Annotated in this window: 14 protein-coding genes; 5 read left to right on the top strand and 9 right to left on the bottom strand. The window is 56.5% G+C overall.

Going from position 1 to position 18,878, the window contains the following annotated elements; translation table 11 throughout:
- Positions 1-137 precede the first annotated feature (137 nt).
- From ACUTSU_RS02550 to ACUTSU_RS02540, 3 genes are all read right to left on the bottom strand, one after another.
- Positions 138-2,195 carry a carbon starvation CstA family protein gene (locus ACUTSU_RS02550; RefSeq protein WP_445653730.1) on the bottom strand — a complete coding sequence of 686 codons (2,058 nt, stop codon included), beginning with the start codon at positions 2,193-2,195 and terminating at the stop codon, positions 138-140.
- A gap of 274 nt (positions 2,196-2,469) precedes the next feature.
- A complete protein-coding gene (locus ACUTSU_RS02545; protein WP_445653729.1) occupies positions 2,470-4,404 on the bottom strand; it encodes an exoribonuclease II in 1,935 nt (644 codons plus the stop codon).
- A 208-nt stretch (positions 4,405-4,612) separates the two neighbouring features.
- Positions 4,613-6,919, bottom strand: a complete 2,307-nt coding sequence (locus ACUTSU_RS02540; RefSeq protein ID WP_445651669.1) for an FdhF/YdeP family oxidoreductase — start codon at positions 6,917-6,919, stop codon at positions 4,613-4,615.
- A 347-nt stretch (positions 6,920-7,266) separates the two neighbouring features.
- Between ACUTSU_RS02540 and ACUTSU_RS02535 the strand changes: the two genes are divergently transcribed.
- Both ACUTSU_RS02535 and ACUTSU_RS02530 read left to right on the top strand, forming a co-directional pair.
- Positions 7,267-7,947, top strand: a complete 681-nt coding sequence (locus ACUTSU_RS02535) for a hypothetical protein (RefSeq protein ID WP_445653728.1) — start codon at positions 7,267-7,269, stop codon at positions 7,945-7,947.
- Between the two features lie 80 nt (positions 7,948-8,027).
- On the top strand, positions 8,028-8,924 hold the full coding sequence (locus ACUTSU_RS02530; RefSeq protein ID WP_445651667.1) for a LysR family transcriptional regulator: 897 nt from the start codon (positions 8,028-8,030) through the stop codon (positions 8,922-8,924).
- On the opposite strand, the gene ACUTSU_RS02525 is transcribed toward ACUTSU_RS02530, so the two are convergent.
- The 6 genes from ACUTSU_RS02525 to sapA form a co-directional block, all read right to left on the bottom strand.
- Positions 8,925-10,115: a CMD domain-containing protein gene (locus tag ACUTSU_RS02525; RefSeq protein WP_445653727.1), complete on the bottom strand. Its 1,191-nt coding sequence runs from the start codon at positions 10,113-10,115 to the stop codon at positions 8,925-8,927. It abuts the gene before it with no gap.
- A 483-nt stretch (positions 10,116-10,598) separates the two neighbouring features.
- Positions 10,599-11,411, bottom strand: coding sequence for a putrescine export ABC transporter ATP-binding protein SapF (gene sapF / locus ACUTSU_RS02520; RefSeq protein WP_099062884.1), 813 nt, complete (start codon positions 11,409-11,411; stop codon positions 10,599-10,601).
- 1 nt (position 11,412) lies between these two features.
- On the bottom strand, positions 11,413-12,405 hold the full coding sequence (sapD, locus tag ACUTSU_RS02515) for a putrescine export ABC transporter ATP-binding protein SapD (RefSeq protein WP_012145360.1): 993 nt from the start codon (positions 12,403-12,405) through the stop codon (positions 11,413-11,415).
- On the bottom strand, positions 12,405-13,295 hold the full coding sequence (sapC, locus tag ACUTSU_RS02510) for a putrescine export ABC transporter permease SapC (protein WP_445651664.1): 891 nt from the start codon (positions 13,293-13,295) through the stop codon (positions 12,405-12,407). Before sapC ends, sapD begins: the two co-directional genes overlap by 1 nt.
- Positions 13,282-14,247 (bottom strand): putrescine export ABC transporter permease SapB, encoded by a 966-nt coding sequence (sapB, locus tag ACUTSU_RS02505; RefSeq protein ID WP_445651663.1) that lies wholly within the window; start codon positions 14,245-14,247, stop codon positions 13,282-13,284. The genes sapC and sapB overlap by 14 nt, the downstream gene beginning before the upstream one ends.
- On the bottom strand, positions 14,244-15,896 hold the full coding sequence (gene sapA / locus ACUTSU_RS02500; RefSeq protein WP_445651662.1) for an ABC transporter substrate-binding protein SapA: 1,653 nt from the start codon (positions 15,894-15,896) through the stop codon (positions 14,244-14,246). Before sapA ends, sapB begins: the two co-directional genes overlap by 4 nt.
- Positions 15,897-16,101: 205 nt before the next feature.
- On the opposite strand from sapA, the gene folE2 reads away from it, so the two are divergent.
- Genes folE2 through zigA form a run of 3 tightly spaced genes read left to right on the top strand, consistent with a single transcriptional unit; the run spans position 16,102 to position 18,781 of the window.
- Positions 16,102-17,031 (top strand): GTP cyclohydrolase FolE2, encoded by a 930-nt coding sequence (gene folE2 / locus ACUTSU_RS02495; RefSeq protein WP_445653726.1) that lies wholly within the window; start codon positions 16,102-16,104, stop codon positions 17,029-17,031.
- Entirely contained in the window at positions 17,021-17,581 is a 561-nt protein-coding gene (locus ACUTSU_RS02490; protein WP_445651660.1) for a carbonate dehydratase, read from the top strand. Before folE2 ends, ACUTSU_RS02490 begins: the two co-directional genes overlap by 11 nt.
- A gap of 12 nt (positions 17,582-17,593) precedes the next feature.
- A complete protein-coding gene (gene zigA, locus ACUTSU_RS02485; protein WP_445653725.1) occupies positions 17,594-18,781 on the top strand; it encodes a zinc metallochaperone GTPase ZigA in 1,188 nt (395 codons plus the stop codon).
- The last annotated feature ends 97 nt before the right edge of the window (positions 18,782-18,878 follow it).

The raw sequence follows: 18,878 nt of genomic DNA, 5'->3' as shown, positions 1-18,878 counted from the left end.
ATTTATTGATTTTCGGCTGTTCACCACAAAGCAGGAAAAACCACGCTTTTTCCTGCTTTGTCAGCAACCTAAGGGCACTGATCAAGTGCCCGGTTGTTTAGAAGTAGGGGCGCTGCATGCCGCGTCTAATCGCAGGTTTAGCTATTCTCACGCAGGACGATCGGTGACTCCTGCGCCGTAGGCTGGCTGGAGTTCAGCGCACGGCGGATCACAAAGAAGGCGGAGACCAGCATGGTAACCGCCACCAACATAAAGAAAGCACAGAGTGCGGCGTTAATCTGGTTGCTGAACACGATGGTTTCCATATCCTTTAAGGTCTTGGCCGGTGCGATTAACGTACCTTGCTCAATACCGGTAGAGAATTTCTTCGCCTGTGCCAGGAAGCCGATACTCGGTTTTTCATGGAAGATCTTCTGCCAACCGGCGGTCATTGAGGTGATAAACAACCAGACGGTGGGGAGAATAGTCACCCAGGCGTAGCGCTGTTTTTTCATTTTGAACAGCACCACGGTGCCGAGGATCAGCGCCATTGACGCCAGCATCTGGTTACCGATACCGAACAGCGGCCACAGAGTGTTGATGCCGCCGAGTGGGTCGACCACCCCCTGATAGACAAAGAACCCCCAGCCGGCGACCGCCACCGTCGTTCCCGCCAGATTACCGAACCACGAACGGTTGTTGGCCAACCGAGGGATCGCCACGCCAACTAAATCCTGCACCATAAAGCGGCAGGCGCGGGTCCCGGCATCGACGGCGGTCAGAATAAACAGGGCTTCGAACAAAATGGCGAAATGATACCAAAACGCCATCATCGCGCGGCTGTTAAACACCTCGGTAATGATGTGCGCCATACCTACCGCAAAGGTCGGTGCGCCACCGGCCCGCGACAGAATCGAGTGCTCTCCGACGTCTTTGGCAATCATCGTCAGGGTTTCCGGGGTGATCATAAAGCCCCAACCGTTAATCACCTGCGAGGCATTTTCCACCGTGGTGCCGATCAGCGCCGCCGGTGAGTTCATGGCGAAGTAAACGCCCGGATCGATAACCGAGGCGCAGATCAGTGCCATGATGGCCACGAAGGACTCCATCAACATGGCGCCATAGCCGATAAAGCGGATATGGCTTTCACGCTCCACCAGTTTCGGTGTTGTACCGCTGGATACCAACGCATGGAAGCCGGAAATTGAGCCGCAGGCGATGGTAATAAACAGGAACGGGAACAGCGAGCCGGCGAACACCGGGCCACTACCGTCGATAAAGCGCGACACCGCTGGCATTTTCATTTCCGGCATGGCAAAGACGATGCCAATCGCCAGCCCGATAATGACGCCAATCTTCATAAAGGTGGACAGATAGTCACGCGGCGCCAACAGCAGCCACACCGGCAGTACCGAGGCGACAAAGCCATAGACCACCAGCACCCAGGTCAGCGTAGTACCGTGCAGCGTGAAGAACGGGCCCCAGTAGGGGTCTTGTGCCACATTGCCGCCGTAAATAATCGCCAGCAGCATCAGGGCAAAACCCACCACCGAAATTTCGGCGATTTTACCCGGCCGAATAAAACGCATATACACGCCCATAAACAGCGCGATAGGAATGGTAGCGGCGATAGTGAACAGGCCCCATGGGCTGTCGGCCAAAGCTTTTACCACCACCAGCGCCAGCGCAGAGAGAATGATAATCATCACCCCCAGCGCACCCAGCATGGTGATCACCCCGGCGAAGGCGCCCAGTTCCTGCTTGGCCATTTCACCCAGCGAACGGCCGTCACGGCGAGTGGAGATAAACAGGATCAGGAAGTCCTGCACGGCACCGGCCAGCATCACCCCAACCAGGATCCAGATGGTGCCGGGCAGAAAGCCCATTTGTGCAGCCAGGATCGGGCCAACCAACGGCCCGGCACCAGCAATAGCGGCAAAGTGGTGACCAAACAGCACCCATTTGTTGGTGGGCACGTAGTCCAATCCGTCGTTGCGACGTTCCGCCGGCGTCATGCGGCGATCGTCGAGCTCAAAGACTTTCCTGGCAATAAACAGGCTGTAGAAGCGGTAAGCGATGCTGTAGCAGGCGACCGCCGCTACCACTAGCCAAACCGCATTAACATGCTCCCCACGGCTTAGCGCCAGCATGGCGAAGGCAAATGCGCCCACCAACGCCACCGCCAGCCAGACGATCCCGGACTTGACGTTTTTCATGATCAACAACTCCTTGGTGTGCAGAAATAAAAAAGAGAAGCTCTTATTGGAGAATGGATACAAATTAAAAGTAGGAGTTTTGTGCGTGAAAAACAGCAGGTCGGATGAGAAATGTGAAGCTGGTTGAGTAATAGCGTAAAAACAATGTGATGGTGTTGTAGCGTTCTCTCTCTTTTATGACGCAAAGACATCGGCGTTGTTATTCAATCGACGAAAAAAAACACCGGAGGTTAACCCGTCCGGTGTTTGTCTGACCTCAGTGAATCTTGCGAGCTTAGGCCGCCGGTCTGGCGATCACGCTGCGGGTTTCCATACGCACTTCGGCGATGGTGACCTGCAGGTTATCACCCTGGCGATAGACGACTTCGCCTTTGATCTGAACGGTGCCGGTCTCCTGGCTGCAGACCATTTCATCACGCACCGCGTGAATAAAGGGAGCCGGGATAAAGGCCACTGCGCCGTTGTCCAGCAGGCGTACACGCAGGCCGCCGCGGGTCACGTCGATGATCTCTGCATTGAAGCGCTCATCGGTGCCGGCTTTATCTTTCAGGTAGCGGGCATACAACCAGTCGCTCACGTCGCGCTCTGCCATGCGGTTCAGACGACGGCGCTCTGCCAACTGGACGGTAACTTCGTCCTGCGGCTTCTCCGCGGACTGCTCGGCGATAATGGCTTTCAGCAGACGGTGGTTAACCATATCGCCGTATTTACGGATCGGTGAGGTCCAGGTGGCGTAGGCTTCCAGCCCCAGGCCATAATGCGGGCCCGGTGTGGTGCTGATCTCGGCATAGGTCTGGGAACGACGGATGCGGCTGTCGAGGAACTGGGTCGGCTGTGAATCCAGGTGACGGCGCAATTCGCAGAACCCTTCCAGCGTCAGCAGTTTCTCGGCATCGGCTTCCACGCCGTTGGCCTGCAGCACGGTAACCGCCTGTTCAACCAGCAGCGGATCGAAACCGGTATGCACGTTGTAAATGCCGAAGCCGAGATGGTCGCGCAGCACGATAGCGGCGCAAACGTTGGAAGCAATCATGCACTCTTCAACGATACGGTTGGCCGTGCGGCGTTGCTCGGTGACGATCTCCAGCACTTCGCCTTTTTCGCCCAGAACAAAGCGGTAGTCAGGGCGATCTTTAAATACCAGAGCGTGCTGGTGGCGCCAGGAGTTACGCACATCGCACACGCGATTGAGCAGGGTGATTTGCTGTGCAATGTCGCCACTTGGCGGTTGCCAGCCAGCAATGTCTTCCAGCCAGTCGGACACTTCGTCATAAACCAGTTTGGCTTTTGACTCGATCTCGGCGGCGAAGAAGCGAATGTCGTCAGCCAGGGCGCCGTCGGCACCGATGGTCACGCGGCAGGCCAATACCGGACGGCGTTGGTTCGGGCGCAGTGAACACAGGTTGTCTGACAGATCGCGTGGCAACATAGGGATGTTGAAGCCTGGCAGGTAGTTGGTGAAGGCGCGCTTGCGGGCGATTTCATCCAATGGGCTACCTTGCTCGACGTAGGCGGTCGGATCGGCAATGGCGATGGTCAATTGCAGTGAGCCGTCGCCGTTGTCCTGTACGAACAACGCATCGTCCATATCTTCGGTGCTGGCACTGTCAATGGTGACAAAATTCAGCGCAGTCAGGTCTTCACGCGGCAGTGAAGCATCCGGCTCGCTGATGGCGATCATCTCCGGAGCTTCTTTTTCCAGATTATGACGGGCCAGCGTGACCCACCATGGCGCCAGGTGATCTTCACCATCGGTAATAAATTGGGTCAAATCGGCGTTGAAACCGCGGTCGCCTTTCAGCGGGTGGCGACACATTTCTGCCACTGCCCAGTCACCGGCCTGGAAATTGTGGTTCAGACCACGCGCGGGACGACACTGAATCGCGTCTTTCAGCAACGGATGATCGGGCACGATCGACAAACGGTCATCGCGCTTTTGCACTCGGCCAACAAAGCGCGACAGGAATGGCTCGATCAGCGTTTCCGGTTCGGCGATTTCGCGCTCTTTTTCGGTATGCAGAGTCGCGCTCACACGGTCGCCGTGCATGACTTTCTTCATGTACGGTGGCGGAATGAAATAACTTTTTTGACCGTCTACTTCAAGAAAGCCAAAGCCTTTCTCAGTCCCTTTTACTACGCCTTCAACGCGCGGGGTCTGAGAGTGAAGTTGCTGTTTAAGCTGCGCCAGCAGCGGGTTATCTTGAAACATATCGTCCAGTGAATGGGTTGTGAGTGGCAAGATTTGCGGCTGACAGTTTTACGCGAATCACCCGCTGCGGGCAAGCCAAACGTCACGGTTTTACCGTGTTAGCGCGTGAATTTAGGGAATATTCAAAAAACAAAAGTCGTCACGGAGCAAAGTGGTACGGAAGGCGATTGAAATATTAGCGCGCCCGGCGTAAACCGGGCGCTGCAGGTCAGGCGATACGCAGCGTTGACTGTGCGATGCAGCGGCGTATTTCTACCGGTATCGATTTGGAGGTCGGCGTGCCAGTGCCATCACCAAAGCTGGCCAGTGGCACCAGTGGGTTGGTCTCGGGATAATAAGCCGCCAGATTGCCGCGTGGGATATCGTAGCTCACCAGTTTGAAACCGCTCACCTTGCGGGTGATGCCGTCATTCCACAGGGTTTCGATCTCTACCAATTCGCCGTCCTGCATATCCAGAACGGCCAGATCTTCCGGATTTATAAACAGCACTTCTCGTTGGCCATATACGCCACGGTAACGGTCATCCAGCCCGTAGATGGTGGTGTTGTACTGATCGTGCGAGCGCAAGGTCTGCAGTGTGAAGGGGGCCTGGCGACCGTCTAACTGCGGGAACAGGCTGTCTGGCAACGGGGCCGCGCCGAATTCCGCTTTGCCGCTGGGGGTCGCGAAGCGTAGTTCAGCGGCGGCGTTACCCAGATAGAAACCACCCGGTTGCTCGCAACGACGGTTGAAATCCTCGAAGCCGGGAATGGTGGCGGCGATGTGATTGCGGATCAACGAATAGTCATCTGCCAATTCCAGCCAGTCGAGTTGTTGGCTGCCCAGTACTGCATCGGCAATTCCGCAGACAATGGCGGTTTCCGAGCGCTGGGTATCCGCCAGGGGTTTCCCGACGCCTTCAGATGCATGCACCATACTGAACGAGTCTTCCACCGTGATGTACTGCGGGCCGCTGGCCTGCAAGTCCTGTTCGGTTCGGCCGAGGGTCGGCAGGATCAACGCGTCCTTGCCGGTCACCAGATGGCTACGGTTAAGCTTGGTACTGATATGCACCGTCAGGTCGCAGCAGCGCAGGGCGCGGGCGGTGCGTTCGGTGTCCGGTGCGGCGGCGGCCAGGTTACCGCCCAGTGCCAGCAACACCTTCACTTCGCCACGCAGCATGGCTTCAATCGCCTTTACGGTGTTATGGCCCGGCTCGCGTCGCGGTGAGAAGTTAAAATGTTGTTCCAGGCTGTCGAGCAGCGCCTTGGGCGACTTCTCATCGATCCCCATGGTGCGGTTGCCCTGCACGTTGCTGTGGCCGCGTACCGGGCACAGACCGGCCCCCGGTTTGCCTAACTGACCGAACAGCAGTTGCAGGTTGGTGATTTCACGTACCGTCGGCACCGAGTGTTTATGTTGGGTCACGCCCATTGCCCAGGTGCAGATCACGCGTTCGGCACCCTGATAAATGGCCGCCGCCTGGCGTAGTTGCGCTTCGCTGAGGCCGGACTGCTGGGTGATTTGCTCCCAGGAGGTGGCATCCACCTGGGCCAGATAGTTCTCCACGCCGACGCTGTGCTGTTCAATAAAAGCCAGATCGAACAGGCCTGGCTCACCGGCAGCCAGGCACTGACGGTGGCCTTCTAGCAAGGCTTTCACCATACCGCGTACCGCGGCCATATCTCCGCCGAGGTTGGGTTGGAAATAGGACGAACTGATCGGTGATGACTTGGGCGTCAGCATTTGAATCGGGCTTTGCGGATCGGCAAAGCGCTCCAGCCCACGTTCGCGCAGGGTGTTAAAGCTGACGATACGTGCACCACGGCTGGCAGCGTTTTTCAGGCTGTGCAGCATGCGCGGGTGGTTGGTGCCGGGGTTCTGACCAAATACGAAGATGGCGTCGGCCTTTTCAAAGTCATCCATACGGATGGTGCCTTTACCCACGCCGATACTTTGTTTCAGCCCGACGCCGCTGGCTTCGTGGCACATGTTGGAGCAGTCAGGAAAGTTACTGGTGCCGAGCATGCGACCAAACAGTTGATACAGATAGGAGGCTTCGTTACTGGCGCGTCCCGAGGTATACAACTCGATCTGGTTCGGATTATCCATTTGCCTGATGTGCTGGGCAATCAACGCCAGCGCGTCTGGCCAACCGATCGGCTCATAGTGGTCGGTTTCGGCGTTATAGCGCATCGGGTGGGTGAGGCGGCCCTGATATTCAAGAAAGTAATCGCTTTGTTGCTGCAGAGTGCTGACGCTGTGGGCGGCAAAAAATTCCGGTTCGACCGCATTACGCGTGGCTTCCCAACTGACCGCTTTGGCACCGTTTTCGCAGAAGCTGAAGGTGCTGTGATTATCATCGCCCCAGGCACAGCCCGGGCAGTCGAAACCGCGGGCCTTATTTACGCGCATCAGGTTACGCAGGTTTTTCAGCGTCTGTTTGCTGTCGAGCACATAGCGAGTGGTGGCTTCGAGTGAACCCCAGCCGCCCGCCGCACCGGTATAAGGCTTTATTGACGGTTTAAATTTCATCTTGGTCTTCGCAGGTGGTTGTAGCTAAAAAGTGAACGCTTTTTTAAGCGCTTTCAGTATTTATGTCACAAGTTTAGGAGGGCGCGGCTTCAGCGTCTAATCGAATGGGGCTATGGCGGCATAGAGCCGGTTTATCGCATGCGCGGAGCGGGCAAACAAATGGTTGCATAATGACATGGGCTGAAAAAGAGTAATGATTCCGCTTTCGTCACAACTAATGCATTCTATACCTATGATTATATTGGTATTTTATTTTACCCGTAGAGCCTGAGGAACAGCAATTGAAGCGTTCAGTATTGGTGGTGATAACCGGAATTTTGCTGCCTTCGGCGGTATAGGCGGCAGATGTGCCACTCAACTTTCCCCTCATGACACCACCGGCGATAGACGCCGCCTCTTACGTGCTGATGGGTTACACCACCGGCCAGGTATTGGCACAGGAAAATGCCGATCAAAGGCGTAATCCGGCCAGCCTGACCAAGCTGATGACCGGGTTGGTGATTGATCACGCGCTCGATCACAAGATAGGTCTGGATGATGTGGTACCGGTGGGGAAAGATGCCTGGGCTGAAGGTAATCCGGTATTCAAAGGGTCATCGTTGATGTTTTTAAAACCCGGTGACAGGGTCACGGTTCGTGACCTCAGCCGTGGCATTATTATTGCCTCCGCGACCGAAGGCGACCGTCGGCTGATTGCTGTGGTGATGGGCGGCAAAAGTTCGAAAGGGCGCAAAGAACAGGCGCGTAAACTACTGACCTGGGGTCTGCGTGATTTCGTTACCCTGCATTTGTTCAGTGCCGGGCAAAGCCTGGGGCAGGAGAAAGTGTGGGACGGCGATCGCCATGAGGTTGCGGTGGGCAGCCGGCAGGATCAATATCTCAGTCTGCCGAAAAGCGAAGCGGACAAACTGAAGGCGCAATATGTGATCAAGATGCCGCGTCTTGATGCCCCGCTGGCTCAGGGGCAGCCGGTCAAGCAGGGCGGCATGTTCTCGAGCCTGATGGACTATGTGAAGTTGAAAGTCTAACCCTCGGGGCGCAGTGCTCTGCGCCCGAAATCCTGCAGCGATGATATACTCAGGCCAGTGATGACTTGTTGAGCCGTTTTATGGATATTAAGCAACTGATCTACCTGTGTAATCTCGAGCGTGAGCGCCATTTCGGGCGTGCGGCGCAAGTTAGCTTTGTCAGCCAGCCAACGCTATCCATGAGGCTGAAAAATCTGGAAAAAGAGCTGGGTGTCTCGTTGATCAATCGCGGTAACAATTTCGAAGGTTTTACCGCCGAAGGTGAACGAGTGCTGTCGTGGGCGCGTGAGATTGTCTCAGTCTATCAGGGGCTGAAGCTGGAGGTGGAGTCACTTAAGCACGGCCTTAACGGTACGCTGCGCATCGGTGCCGTTCCTCAATGCAGCATTTCGTTGGCTCAAATGTTAAAGGCGGTCAGCGAGCGTTTTCCGCAGTTGGACTACCGGGTGTCAGTGTTGAGCGCCGATCAGCTGCTGGAGGCGTTGACGGCGCATACTGTGGATATCGGCATCGGCTTCTTTGAGCTTTCCACATTGCAGGAGCTGCATTTCCAGTCGCAGCCATTGGCGGACGCCGGCGTTGAATTGGTATTCCACCCTGAGTACTTCCCCGAACTAACAGGGGATGCACCAATGACGCTGGAGGAGGTGGCCGCACTGCCGCTGTGCCTGGCGGAACCGACGCGCTACTTCCGCCGCTACCTTGATCAAAACTTCCGTGAAGCGGGTTTGACGCTGCATGTACGTATGGAAACCACCTCGATATTCCAATTGCTGCAGGGTATTTTTGTTGGCCTGGGCTGCGGATTGTTTCCGCCAGGCAACCTGTTGCCGTCGATGATGCCGGAGCTGCAACACCGGCCGATTACCATCGCAGCCATGTCACGCCATGCCGCCGTGGTCACCGCCGAACCGGGGCGTGCATCGCCATTGGCGCAGCACTTTTTTGATGCCGCACGCGGTTGGCTGTTGCGGTAACTATTCCGCCTGGTTTTCGCTGAGGTGCTGTGTGTCCCCCAGGGTTTGGCGTAAGCGGTTCTCCCAGGCGTAGAGTGCCCCGGTGAGGATCACGTCCAGCGCCTGAGCCTGATTCATCCCACTGTTAAACAACGGCTGCACGCTACGCGGAGTAAATTTTTCCGGCGTGCGGGTCAGATCTGCAGCTACGCGGATCACCGCCTGATGAACCGGGTTATCGGTGCTCTCCAGCCCATGATCAATATTGTCGAACAGGGCACAGACCAATACATCATGCTCAATATCCTGCGCTACGGTGGAGGCACAGTAGCGGCTGCCGTTAATGCGGGAAACCGCTAGCGTCGCCAGTGCCTTCAGCCGCGCGGAAAGGCCATAGCCATCGGCGTTGATGCTGTTAAATACGCCGTTGCGTTCGCGTAGCGCGGGGGCATCGTGGGCCAGTAGCAGATAATAAGACTCGCTGCGGGCGTCGGGGTGGCTTTGATCCAGTACGTCAAGCTGTTCAGCGCATGCCTCTTCCAGCACCACCGATGACAGCCGTGCTTGCCATGCCAGTTCTTCCGTCGTGAAGGCCACACTTTCAGCCTCCGCTATATTCGGGAAACCGGGCACCACGCCAGTGGGCCGCCCGGCTAATGCGGCCACGCCGGCCACCACCCGTGCCTGATAGCTGACAAAGCCGATAATCTGCGAAAACGTCACAATATCCGCCGGGCTGAGCCCGACGTCGCTGAGCTGCTGCAATGCTTTCGGGCAAATCAGGGTCGGCTGACCGGCAAGCTGGCGGGCATATTGGGTGATTTGCGCCAGGCGGATATTGCTTTCACGTGAGGCATCAGGGCTGTGCAGCGGGGCGAGGCGGGCAGCGTAATGACTACAGAGGGATTGCACGCCGGTCACCTGTGCCACCGTCAGCGCAGTGCTGAGACGGTCGTAAGGTGACAATGTCACTAATCGCGTTAATTCTACCCGATCTGGGAACAGTACGTGGTAACTGGCCAGCGAGGCGTTAAACACCCCGGCGCGTGCAGTCAGTGCTGTATTCAGCGCTTCGTCGGCAAAAGCGCCCAGCCCCAGCAGGAAGCGATCGCGGATACCGGCCACCTGGGGTTCCAGCGGTTGGTCACCGCGCACGCTGCTTTGGGTTTCGTGATACCACTGGGCATTATGTTGTCGACGTAGTAGTTCCATAGGGGATAGTCCTTAATCAAGCACAATAGCCACCGCTGCAAAAGGCAACGGCGGCAAGATAAAAAGGCAATCTGCCCGCAGAGAGGCGCGGCATGGCAGGATCAACGCTGACCGTCGCAACATAGTGCTTGGCCATAAACAGAGAAACCTGCGGCTAAAGCGAGCAAAAACTGCGCGAGTTGGCGATGGCGAGGGCTGTTCATCAGTGTGATATCCTGTCGTTTAAGAAGCTCAACGTAGGGGATATCCTCACCGATTCAATTGACGAGATAAAATAATGTTAAGTGCTAATCAATAACTGAATGGAATAAAATATAATGAGATATAACAAAAATGTAATTTGTATTTGAGGATATTGGCTAAGCCATGCCGGGTAGATCAACAAGTCTGTCCGGCATGGCTTAAGCGGACGTCACCCTCTCCAGGGGGAGAGGGCTGGGGTGAGGGGCTCATGCATCGCAGGCGTTCAGGATAACCGAAGGATCAGAACCTGCCGCCATCGCGCCGCCAGGCGTCCGCGGTGAGGGCTTCCCCAAAGTGGCTGGCGATCAGGCGTTTGGTCAGTTCGTGCAGAGGGGAAGCCAGTACTTCAGCGGTACTACCACGTTCGACAATTTCCCCTTCGTGCATCACCATCACCTGATCGCTGATATGCTTCATCATCCCCAAATGCTGGGTCACGTAGATATAGGAGATGCCGTGTTTCTCCTGCAGCTCCAACATCAGGTTGATGATCTGCGAGCGCATCGACATATCCAGGGAGGCCAGTGCCTCATCGGCAACGATCACCTTGGGTTGCAGGATCAGCGCACGGGCCAGCGCAACTCGCTGTTTCTGTCCAGAGGCCAGCATGTGCGGGTAATAATTGGCGTGGTCCGGCAACATACCTACCTGGCGTAGCGTCTGGTTGATGTGTTGCTCGCGCTCCGGGGCCGCCATTTCAGTATTTAGCCGCAGCGGAGCATCCAGCAGTTGGCCAATCCGCTGGCGCGGATTGAGCGAAGTGCTCGGATCCTGAAATATCATGCGAATGCGCTGGCTACGATAGCGATAGTCACCATAGTTGAGTCGATGATCGTCGATCAGCAGTTCACCGGATGAAGGCTCAACCATGCCGGATAACATCTTGGCCAACGTCGATTTGCCGGAGCCGTTCTCGCCTATGATGGCCAGCGTTTGTCGCTCACGCAGGGTAAAGCTGACCGATTTCACCGCCTCAACGTGCTGGCGGCGAAACAGCCCGGTGCGGTAGCGGTAGGTTTTGCTCAGATTACGCACTTCCAACAGCGTTTCCATGTTATTGCTCCTCCATGTTCAGCGGGAAGTGGCAGGCGAACAGGTGGTTTTTTACCGGGCGCAGGCGGGGTGTTTCAATGCACTTTTTCTGGGCATAAGGGCAACGCGGCCCCAGGCGGCAACCGATAGGTAAATGCTCCAGCGACGGAATGGCACCCGGTAGAGTGTTGAGACGGCTTTTATGCGGCAATGCGCGGCCGAAGTCCGGCATTGAGCGGATCAGTGCCTGGGTGTAAGGATGGTGCGGTGCGGCCAGCAGGTCTTCGCACTGAGCGCTTTCCACCGTTTGGCCGCAGTACAGTACGTTGACCCGATCTGCCCATTTACTCATCATTTGCAAATCGTGGCTGATCAGCAAAATGGTGGTGTTATTGTTTTGGTTCAGGCGCGCCAGCAGGCGGAAAATCTGGGCCTGGGTGGTCGGCTCCATGGCGTTGGTGGGTTCGTCTGCAATCAGCAGGCGTGGTTGGTTGGCCAGGGCGATGGCGATCATCACTTTCTGGCATTCGCCGTCGGTCAGCTCATAGGGGAAGCTGCCCATAATGTCCTTGTGATCCTTGATACCCACGCGGTGCAGTAGCTCAATGGCGCGGCGTTTACGCCAGTTAAAACGTTGCCACCAACGACCTTTATAGGTCCAGCCAGGGATCGCCTGCGCCAACTGGCGGCCAATGCTCTCGGACGGATCCAGACAAGACTGCGGCTCCTGGAAGATCATCGAAACGTTATGCCCGACCAGTTTGCGCCGTTCACGCGGGGTCAGTTGCAGCAGATCGATATCGTCAAAACGGAAACGGTCGGCGGTAACGCGCCAGTTGTCTTTGGTGACGCCGCAAATTGCCTTGGCGATCAGGCTCTTGCCTGAACCGGATTCGCCCACCAAACCACGGACTTCTCCTTCGCTCAACGTCATGCTGACACGGTCAACCGCTTTGACCGGCCCTTCGGCCGTCATAAATTCAATCGTCAGGTTGCGGATATCAAGTAATGGCATTATTCCACCCCCGTATTGATTGCGCGGCGCATACCATCGCCCAACAGGTTAACCAGCAGCACGCTGATCAGGATCGCGGCACCGGGCAGCATCACCGTCCAGGGTGCAACATACACTAGCTCCAGTGAGTCGCCGAGCATGGCTCCCCATTCCGGAGACGGGAGTTGTGCACCGAGATCGAGGAAGCCGAGTGCGGCAATATCCAGGATCGCCATCGACAGCGCTCGGGTGAATTCAGTCACCAGCACCGCCACAATATTGGGCATTACGGCATACCACAGGATTTGCAGCGTAGAGGCGCCATCCAGACGCACCGCAACCACGTATTCTTTCTCCAACTCGTCATGTACTGCGCTGTAGATAGTGCGCACCATGCGTGGCAATAACGCCAGCCAAACGGCCAGCATGGCGTGTTCGAGTTTGGGGCCGAGGAACGCCACTACCACAATCGCCAGCAGCAGCGAAGGGATCGAGAGCAAGGTGTCGAGAATATGATTGAGCACCGCAGAGCGAAAACCACGGGTTACGCCGGCAAATACCCCCAGGATCACCCCGACAAAGGATGCGGCCACGGTGACCAGTAGTGCGGCACCGTAAGTGGCGGCGGTACCGGTCAGCAGACGGCTGAGAATATCGCGGCCCAGGTCGTCAGTACCCAGGAAGAAGGAAACGTTGCCGTAACGCGACCAGGAGGGTGGTAGCAGCTGATAGCCCAGGAACTGTTGATCGAGCGCATAAGGCGCCAGCAGGCTGCCGAACAGGGAAAGCAGCAACAGCGCTATCACGCCGTAAAAGCCAATCATCGCCAGTGCATCACTGTAAAAAATCCGCCAGGTGTAGAGCAGCGGACTCGGCATTTTCTTTTCGCGGTATACGTTATCTAAGGGCATACCATTCCTTATGTTTCAATGGGTTGGTGGCCGCGCCCAAGATATCGGCCAGCACGTTAATGGTGATCACCAGCGTGCCCACCACCATGACGCCGGCGGAAATCGCCGCGTAATCCTGCTGGCGGATGGCGTTAATCATCCAGCGCCCGAGGCCCGGCCAACTGAACACAACTTCGGTGATCATCGCCAGCGTCAGCATGGTGGAGAACTGCAGGCCCAGTTTGGGCACGATCGGCGGCAGTGCATTATGCAGCACGTGGCGGCGGATAATGGTAAAACGGGACAGCCCACGGGTAGCGGCGGCCTTAATGTAGTTCTGGTTGAGCACGTCGTCGGTGCTGATACGCATCAGGCGCACTACCTCGGTGGTCGGTGCCACCGCCAGTGCGGCAATCGGCAGGATCATATGACGTAGCGCGCTGCCAACCATTTCGCTGCGATAGGGCGAATCAGATAGCCAGGCGTCAATCAGGGCAAAGCCGGTGATCGGTTTAACCTGATACAGCAGATCGAAACGGCCGGAAACCGGTAGCCAACCGAGGTGCAGTGAGAAAAACAGCATCAGTAGCAGCGCCAGCCAGAACACCGGCATCGAGAAACCGAGCAGCGCAAAGGTACTGATGGCGGTGTCCTGCCATTTGCCGCGCATCACGCCGGCAATAATCCCCAGGGGAATGCCAATAAATAACGCCAGGGTGAAAGCCAGAATGCACAGCTCCATGGTCGCCGGGAACACTTCACGAAGTTGTTCGCTGATGGCCTGACCGTTAATGCTGGAGACGCCAAAATCCCAGTGCAACAGGCTGACAAAGTAAAACTGATAGGCATCCAGCAGGGCGGCGCCGTTCAGCGGAGCACGCGGTGTGAAATAGCTCAGGCTAAAGCTGACCAGCGTCAGGAAGAACAGCGTGATCAGCAGCAGCAGGCAACGGCGTAAGGTAAAGATAATCACTTTTTCTGCCCCTGGGCAGATTCACGGAACACGCCGGCAAATGACGCATTGCCGAACGGGCTCAGAACCAGTCCCTTGATGTCGTAACGATAGGCCTGCAGGCGCAATGAAGACGCCAGCGGCAACACTGGCAGTTGTTGTTCGAGAATTTTCTGCGCCTTCTGATAGTTTTCGATTCGCTGCGCCAACTGCTGCGACAGCAGGGCATTTTGCAGCACTTCGTCAAACCCCGGGTCACACCAATGAGCATAGTTGGTTTGTGAGCGGATTGCCGCGCAGCTCAGCAGCGGCCGGAAGAAGCTGTCCGGGTCGTTACTGTCGGTGGCCCAGCCGGTCAGGGTCAGGTCGTGATTCATCTCCATCAGCCGGGCTTCTTGGAAGCGACCTTCAACCGGCACTATGGTGACTTTGATCCCCACCTGGGCCAAATCGGCCTGGATCAGCTCGGCGGTCTTCAGCGGGCTGGGGTTGTAGGATTGCGACGCGGTAGGTACCCACAAGCGCAGGTTGAGTGACTCAGCGCCTGCCTGTTTCAGCATTTCTCGTGATTTGGCCGGGTCAAACTCGGTGATGTGCGCATCATTGTCGTACGCCCACGAAGCGCGCGGCAAAATCGAAGCGGCGGTTTCTGCCGTGCCGTAGTAAATCGACTGCATCAGACGCTGGTTATTGATTGCCAGTGAAATTGCCTGGCGGACTTTCAGGTTGTCCAGCGGCGGTTTGCGGGTGTTAAACGCCAGGTAAGCGATGTTCATCCCCGGACGCAGCGTCAGGCGCAGGCGTGGGTCATCACGTAAAATAGAAAGCTGGCTGGCGGCTGGATAGGCCAGCACATCACACTCGCCGGTCAGCAGCTTCGACAACCGACCGGTGCCACCGGCACCCAGATCGATCACCACCTGCGGCATACGTGGTTTACCTTTCCAGTACAGGTCGTTGCGAGCCAGACGAATATATTGCCCGGAGCGATATTCATTCAGCAGGAAGGGACCGCTACCGACAGGTTCACGGTCGATCATCTCCTGACGGCCTTCACGCGTCAGGTTGTCAGCATATTCCGCCGACAGCACCGGCGCATAGTGGGTCGCGATATGCCACAGGAAGGAGGCGTCCGGTACCTGCAGGCGGATCTCAACCGTGTACTCGTCGAGCTTTTTCACGCTTTGCACCGAGTCGCCGAACTGAAGACTGTCGAAGTACGGATACTCGCCACCGTTGACGTCATGGTATGGGTGCTTCTGGTTAAACACGCGCTCAAAGCTGAATACCACGTCGTCGGCGTTCATCTTACGGGTCGGCGTGAACCAGGCGGTGGCCTGAAAGGGCACATCTTTTCGCAGATGGAAGCGGTAGGTCGCGCCGTTATCCAGCACTTCCCAGCTTTGCGCCAGTTCGGGGATCAACCGATAAGTGTAGGGGTCAACATCCAGCAGACGGTCGTACAGCTGTGCGGCCAGGGTATCGACCGTCAGGCCGCTGCTGGCCATCTGCGGGTTAAAGGTGTTCAGTATGCCGCTGACACAATAGACAAAGCCGCTTTGGCGGATGTCCGGCAGCGGGGAGTCCACGGCGGGCGCAGGAGGTGTTGAGGCCAGGGCGGTGCTCGCCAGGCAACTCAGCGACAAAATCCAAAGGGGTAAACCACGCATAGAGGCTTCATGGGTTAATAAGCAATAGCCTTAGTGTATCGCACTCTGACGAACAGCCCAATCCATTGAGCAAAATGGCTGAGTTTTCTGCTACTTGATTGAACAATTCGCCGTCACGGGCAAAAATAACTAAATTGATATGTTATAACATAACAAAATAATGTTACCTTTCTCTGGCAATGTATCAATAATCGCAAGGGGATGTATGAACAAGGTTGCACTTCCGCCAACCCAGCCGCTGCCGGATGCACAGGCCTGGCAGGGGGCCATGAGTGATGTCGGACTCGATTGGGTAGGGATGCAAGGGATCGCGCTGCCGCTGGAGTTGGTGGGCAAGCCGCTAATGGCAAAGGTTAATGCCGGGCTCAATCTGCGTGCCAGTCGCTATGGCGCGCGTGGAATACATATGTCGCGTCTGTACCTGATGCTGGATGAATTGACTCAGGGCGAACTGACGCCACAACGTATTGCTGACACGCTGCGGGCTTTTCTGGCGTCGCAGCCGGAACACAGTGACAGTGCCGGCCTGAGTATCAATGGCGAATTGTTGTTGTCGCGTCCGGCGCTGCTGTCGGCACATCGCGGCTGGAAAGCTTATCCACTGAAAATTGACGCCAGGCTAAGCGCCGGGTTAACCCTGTCGCTGACGGTGGGCGTGCCCTATTCCTCTACCTGTCCGAGTTCGGCAGCGCTAAGCCGTCAACTGGCGCAGCAGCAGTTTCAGTTTGATTTCGAACAGACCGCGGACAAAGTCTATCAACAGCAGGTTATTGATTGGCTGGGTGAACAGGGCATGCCTGGCACGCCGCATAGCCAGCGCAGTTGGGCCTGGGTGACGGTCACGCTCAATGAGGGCGAAACCGAATTGCCGGTGGTCAATTTAATCGATCGCATCGAGCATGCGCTGGGCACACCGCTACAGACGCTGGTGAAACGTCAGGACGAGCAGGCATTTGCCTTGGCTAATGGCCAGAACCTGATGTTCTGCGAGGATGCTGCGCGCCGCTTGTATCGGATGCTGCGCAGTCAGTGCAATCACCGAGCTTTTTCATTGCGTGTGGAGCATCAGGAAAGCCTGCACGCCCACAATGCGGTGGCGGAGTTAAGCTGGCAGGAGGCTGAAAATGTTGCGTAAAAACCCCAGTGGTCATCTGCCCCAGGTTTCATCGAAAGCCTACATCGATCCTACCGCCATTATTTGCGGCCGGGTGATTGTCGAAGATTTTGTCTACGTCGGCCCCTATGCCGTGATCCGTGCGGACGAACTGAATGCGGCCGGAGACATGGAGCCGATCATTATCGGTTCCCATTCCAATATTCAGGACGGCGTGGTGATCCACTCGAAAAGCGGCGCCGCGGTCACCATCGGCCGCTTCAGTTCAATCGCCCATCGCGCCATTGTCCATGGCCCGTGCCGCATTGAAGATCGGGTGTTTATCGGCTTTAACAGCGTGCTGTTTAACTGCCATATCGGCTCCGGCTGCGTGGTGCGCTACAACGCGGTGGTAGACGGCGTGACGTTGCCGGAAAATCGGTATATCCCGTCAACCGAGCGTGTCGGTGCCGACAGCGATCTGTCGCTTTACCCGCAGGTCGATCGCGGCGCACTGCAATTTTCTGAAGAAGTGGCCGCTACCAACGTTGAACTGGTGCGCGGTTACCAGGCATTACGCAATGAGTTTTGAATGAGGCCCTCCATGAATCCATTACCCGTAACCGTGCTTTCCGGCTTTCTCGGCGCCGGTAAAACCACGGTGCTGAACCATATTTTAAATAATCGCCAGGGTATGCGCGTGGCGGTGATCGTCAACGACATGAGTGAAGTGAACATCGATGCCGCGCTGGTCGAGAACGAAGTCCAGCTCGACCGCCAGCAGGAAAAGCTGGTGGAGATGAGCAATGGCTGCATCTGCTGCACGCTGCGTGAAGACCTGTTGATTTCGGTACGCGAACTGGCGCAGGCCGGCCGCTTTGATTATCTGCTGATCGAGTCCAGCGGTATCTCCGAACCCTTACCGGTAGCGGAGACCTTCATCTTTGAGGATGAGCAGGGCGAAAGCCTGTCGCACTTTGCTCGTCTGGATACCCTGGTCACTGTGGTGGACGGGGTCAACTTTATCCAACAGTACCAGCAGGCGCAGTCGCTGCAGGAGGTGGGGCAAAGCCTGGGCGAGGATGATTTGCGTAGCGTGGCCGATCTGTTGATCGAACAGATTGAGTTCTGCGACGTGATGCTGGTAAGTAAAACTGATTTGCTGACCCCGGAACAACAGGGCGAAGTGATGGCGCTGCTTGCCAGCCTGAACCCGGATGCCAAAATCATCGCTATCTCTCCCGGCAAACTGCCGCTGGAGGCGGTATTAAACACCGGCAGTTTCAGCTTTGACAAAGCGCAGCAGGCGCCAGGCTGGCTTAAGGAACTGCGTGGTGAGCACCTGCCTGAAACGGAGAACTATGGCATCAGTAGTTTTGTTTATCGGGCGCGTCGACCTTTTGCACCGGATAAATTCTATCGGGTGATCAACGGAGACTGGGGCGGTGGCAAGCTGCTACGCTCCAAAGGGTTCTACTGGTTGGCGACGCGTCCGCGTCAGGCCGGGCAGTGGAGCCAGGCCGGTGGCATCGCCCATTATGGGTTGGCAGGGACTTTCTGGCGTGCTATCGCGCAGGAAAACTGGCCGCAGGATGAAGAGACCCAGGCACAGATTATGGAGAAGTGGGTGGAGCCTTTTGGCGATATGCGCCAGGAACTGGTGTTTATCGGGCAGAACCTGCCGCAGGCCGAAATAACCCGTTTGCTGGATGCCTGCCTGCTGAACGACGAGGAAATGGCGGCGGGTGTCGGCTACTGGCATGAGATGGCCGATCCCTTCCCTGAGTGGTAATTGCACAATGACAGTGTGGTAATGAGAAAAATTCTCAACAAAGTGCTTTACAGGTGATACTGATAACTATTATCATCGCCAGGCAGTTCACGGAAGG

It is taken from the genome of Serratia sp. NA_13, from assembly GCF_052691735.1.
Note: the sequence above shows the minus strand (reverse complement) of the source record. Positions and strands in the feature narration are given on the sequence as shown.

What these genes read in the sequence shown, in the direction of transcription:
- sapC (WP_445651664.1), bottom strand. Translation starts at nt 13,295, where the DNA reads ATGCCCTTAGATAACGTATACCGCGAAAAGAAAATGCCGAGTCCGCTG.
- ACUTSU_RS02525 (WP_445653727.1), bottom strand. Translation starts at nt 10,115, where the DNA reads ATGGAACTACTACGTCGACAACATAATGCCCAGTGGTATCACGAAACC.
- ACUTSU_RS02530 (WP_445651667.1), top strand. Translation starts at nt 8,028, where the DNA reads ATGGATATTAAGCAACTGATCTACCTGTGTAATCTCGAGCGTGAGCGC.
- ACUTSU_RS02545 (WP_445653729.1), bottom strand. Translation starts at nt 4,404, where the DNA reads ATGTTTCAAGATAACCCGCTGCTGGCGCAGCTTAAACAGCAACTTCAC.
- sapA (WP_445651662.1), bottom strand. Translation starts at nt 15,896, where the DNA reads ATGCGTGGTTTACCCCTTTGGATTTTGTCGCTGAGTTGCCTGGCGAGC.
- folE2 (WP_445653726.1), top strand. Translation starts at nt 16,102, where the DNA reads ATGAACAAGGTTGCACTTCCGCCAACCCAGCCGCTGCCGGATGCACAG.
- ACUTSU_RS02550 (WP_445653730.1), bottom strand. Translation starts at nt 2,195, where the DNA reads ATGAAAAACGTCAAGTCCGGGATCGTCTGGCTGGCGGTGGCGTTGGTG.
- ACUTSU_RS02540 (WP_445651669.1), bottom strand. Translation starts at nt 6,919, where the DNA reads ATGAAATTTAAACCGTCAATAAAGCCTTATACCGGTGCGGCGGGCGGC.
- sapF (WP_099062884.1), bottom strand. Translation starts at nt 11,411, where the DNA reads ATGGAAACGCTGTTGGAAGTGCGTAATCTGAGCAAAACCTACCGCTAC.
- sapD (WP_012145360.1), bottom strand. Translation starts at nt 12,405, where the DNA reads ATGCCATTACTTGATATCCGCAACCTGACGATTGAATTTATGACGGCC.
- zigA (WP_445653725.1), top strand. Translation starts at nt 17,594, where the DNA reads ATGAATCCATTACCCGTAACCGTGCTTTCCGGCTTTCTCGGCGCCGGT.
- ACUTSU_RS02490 (WP_445651660.1), top strand. Translation starts at nt 17,021, where the DNA reads ATGTTGCGTAAAAACCCCAGTGGTCATCTGCCCCAGGTTTCATCGAAA.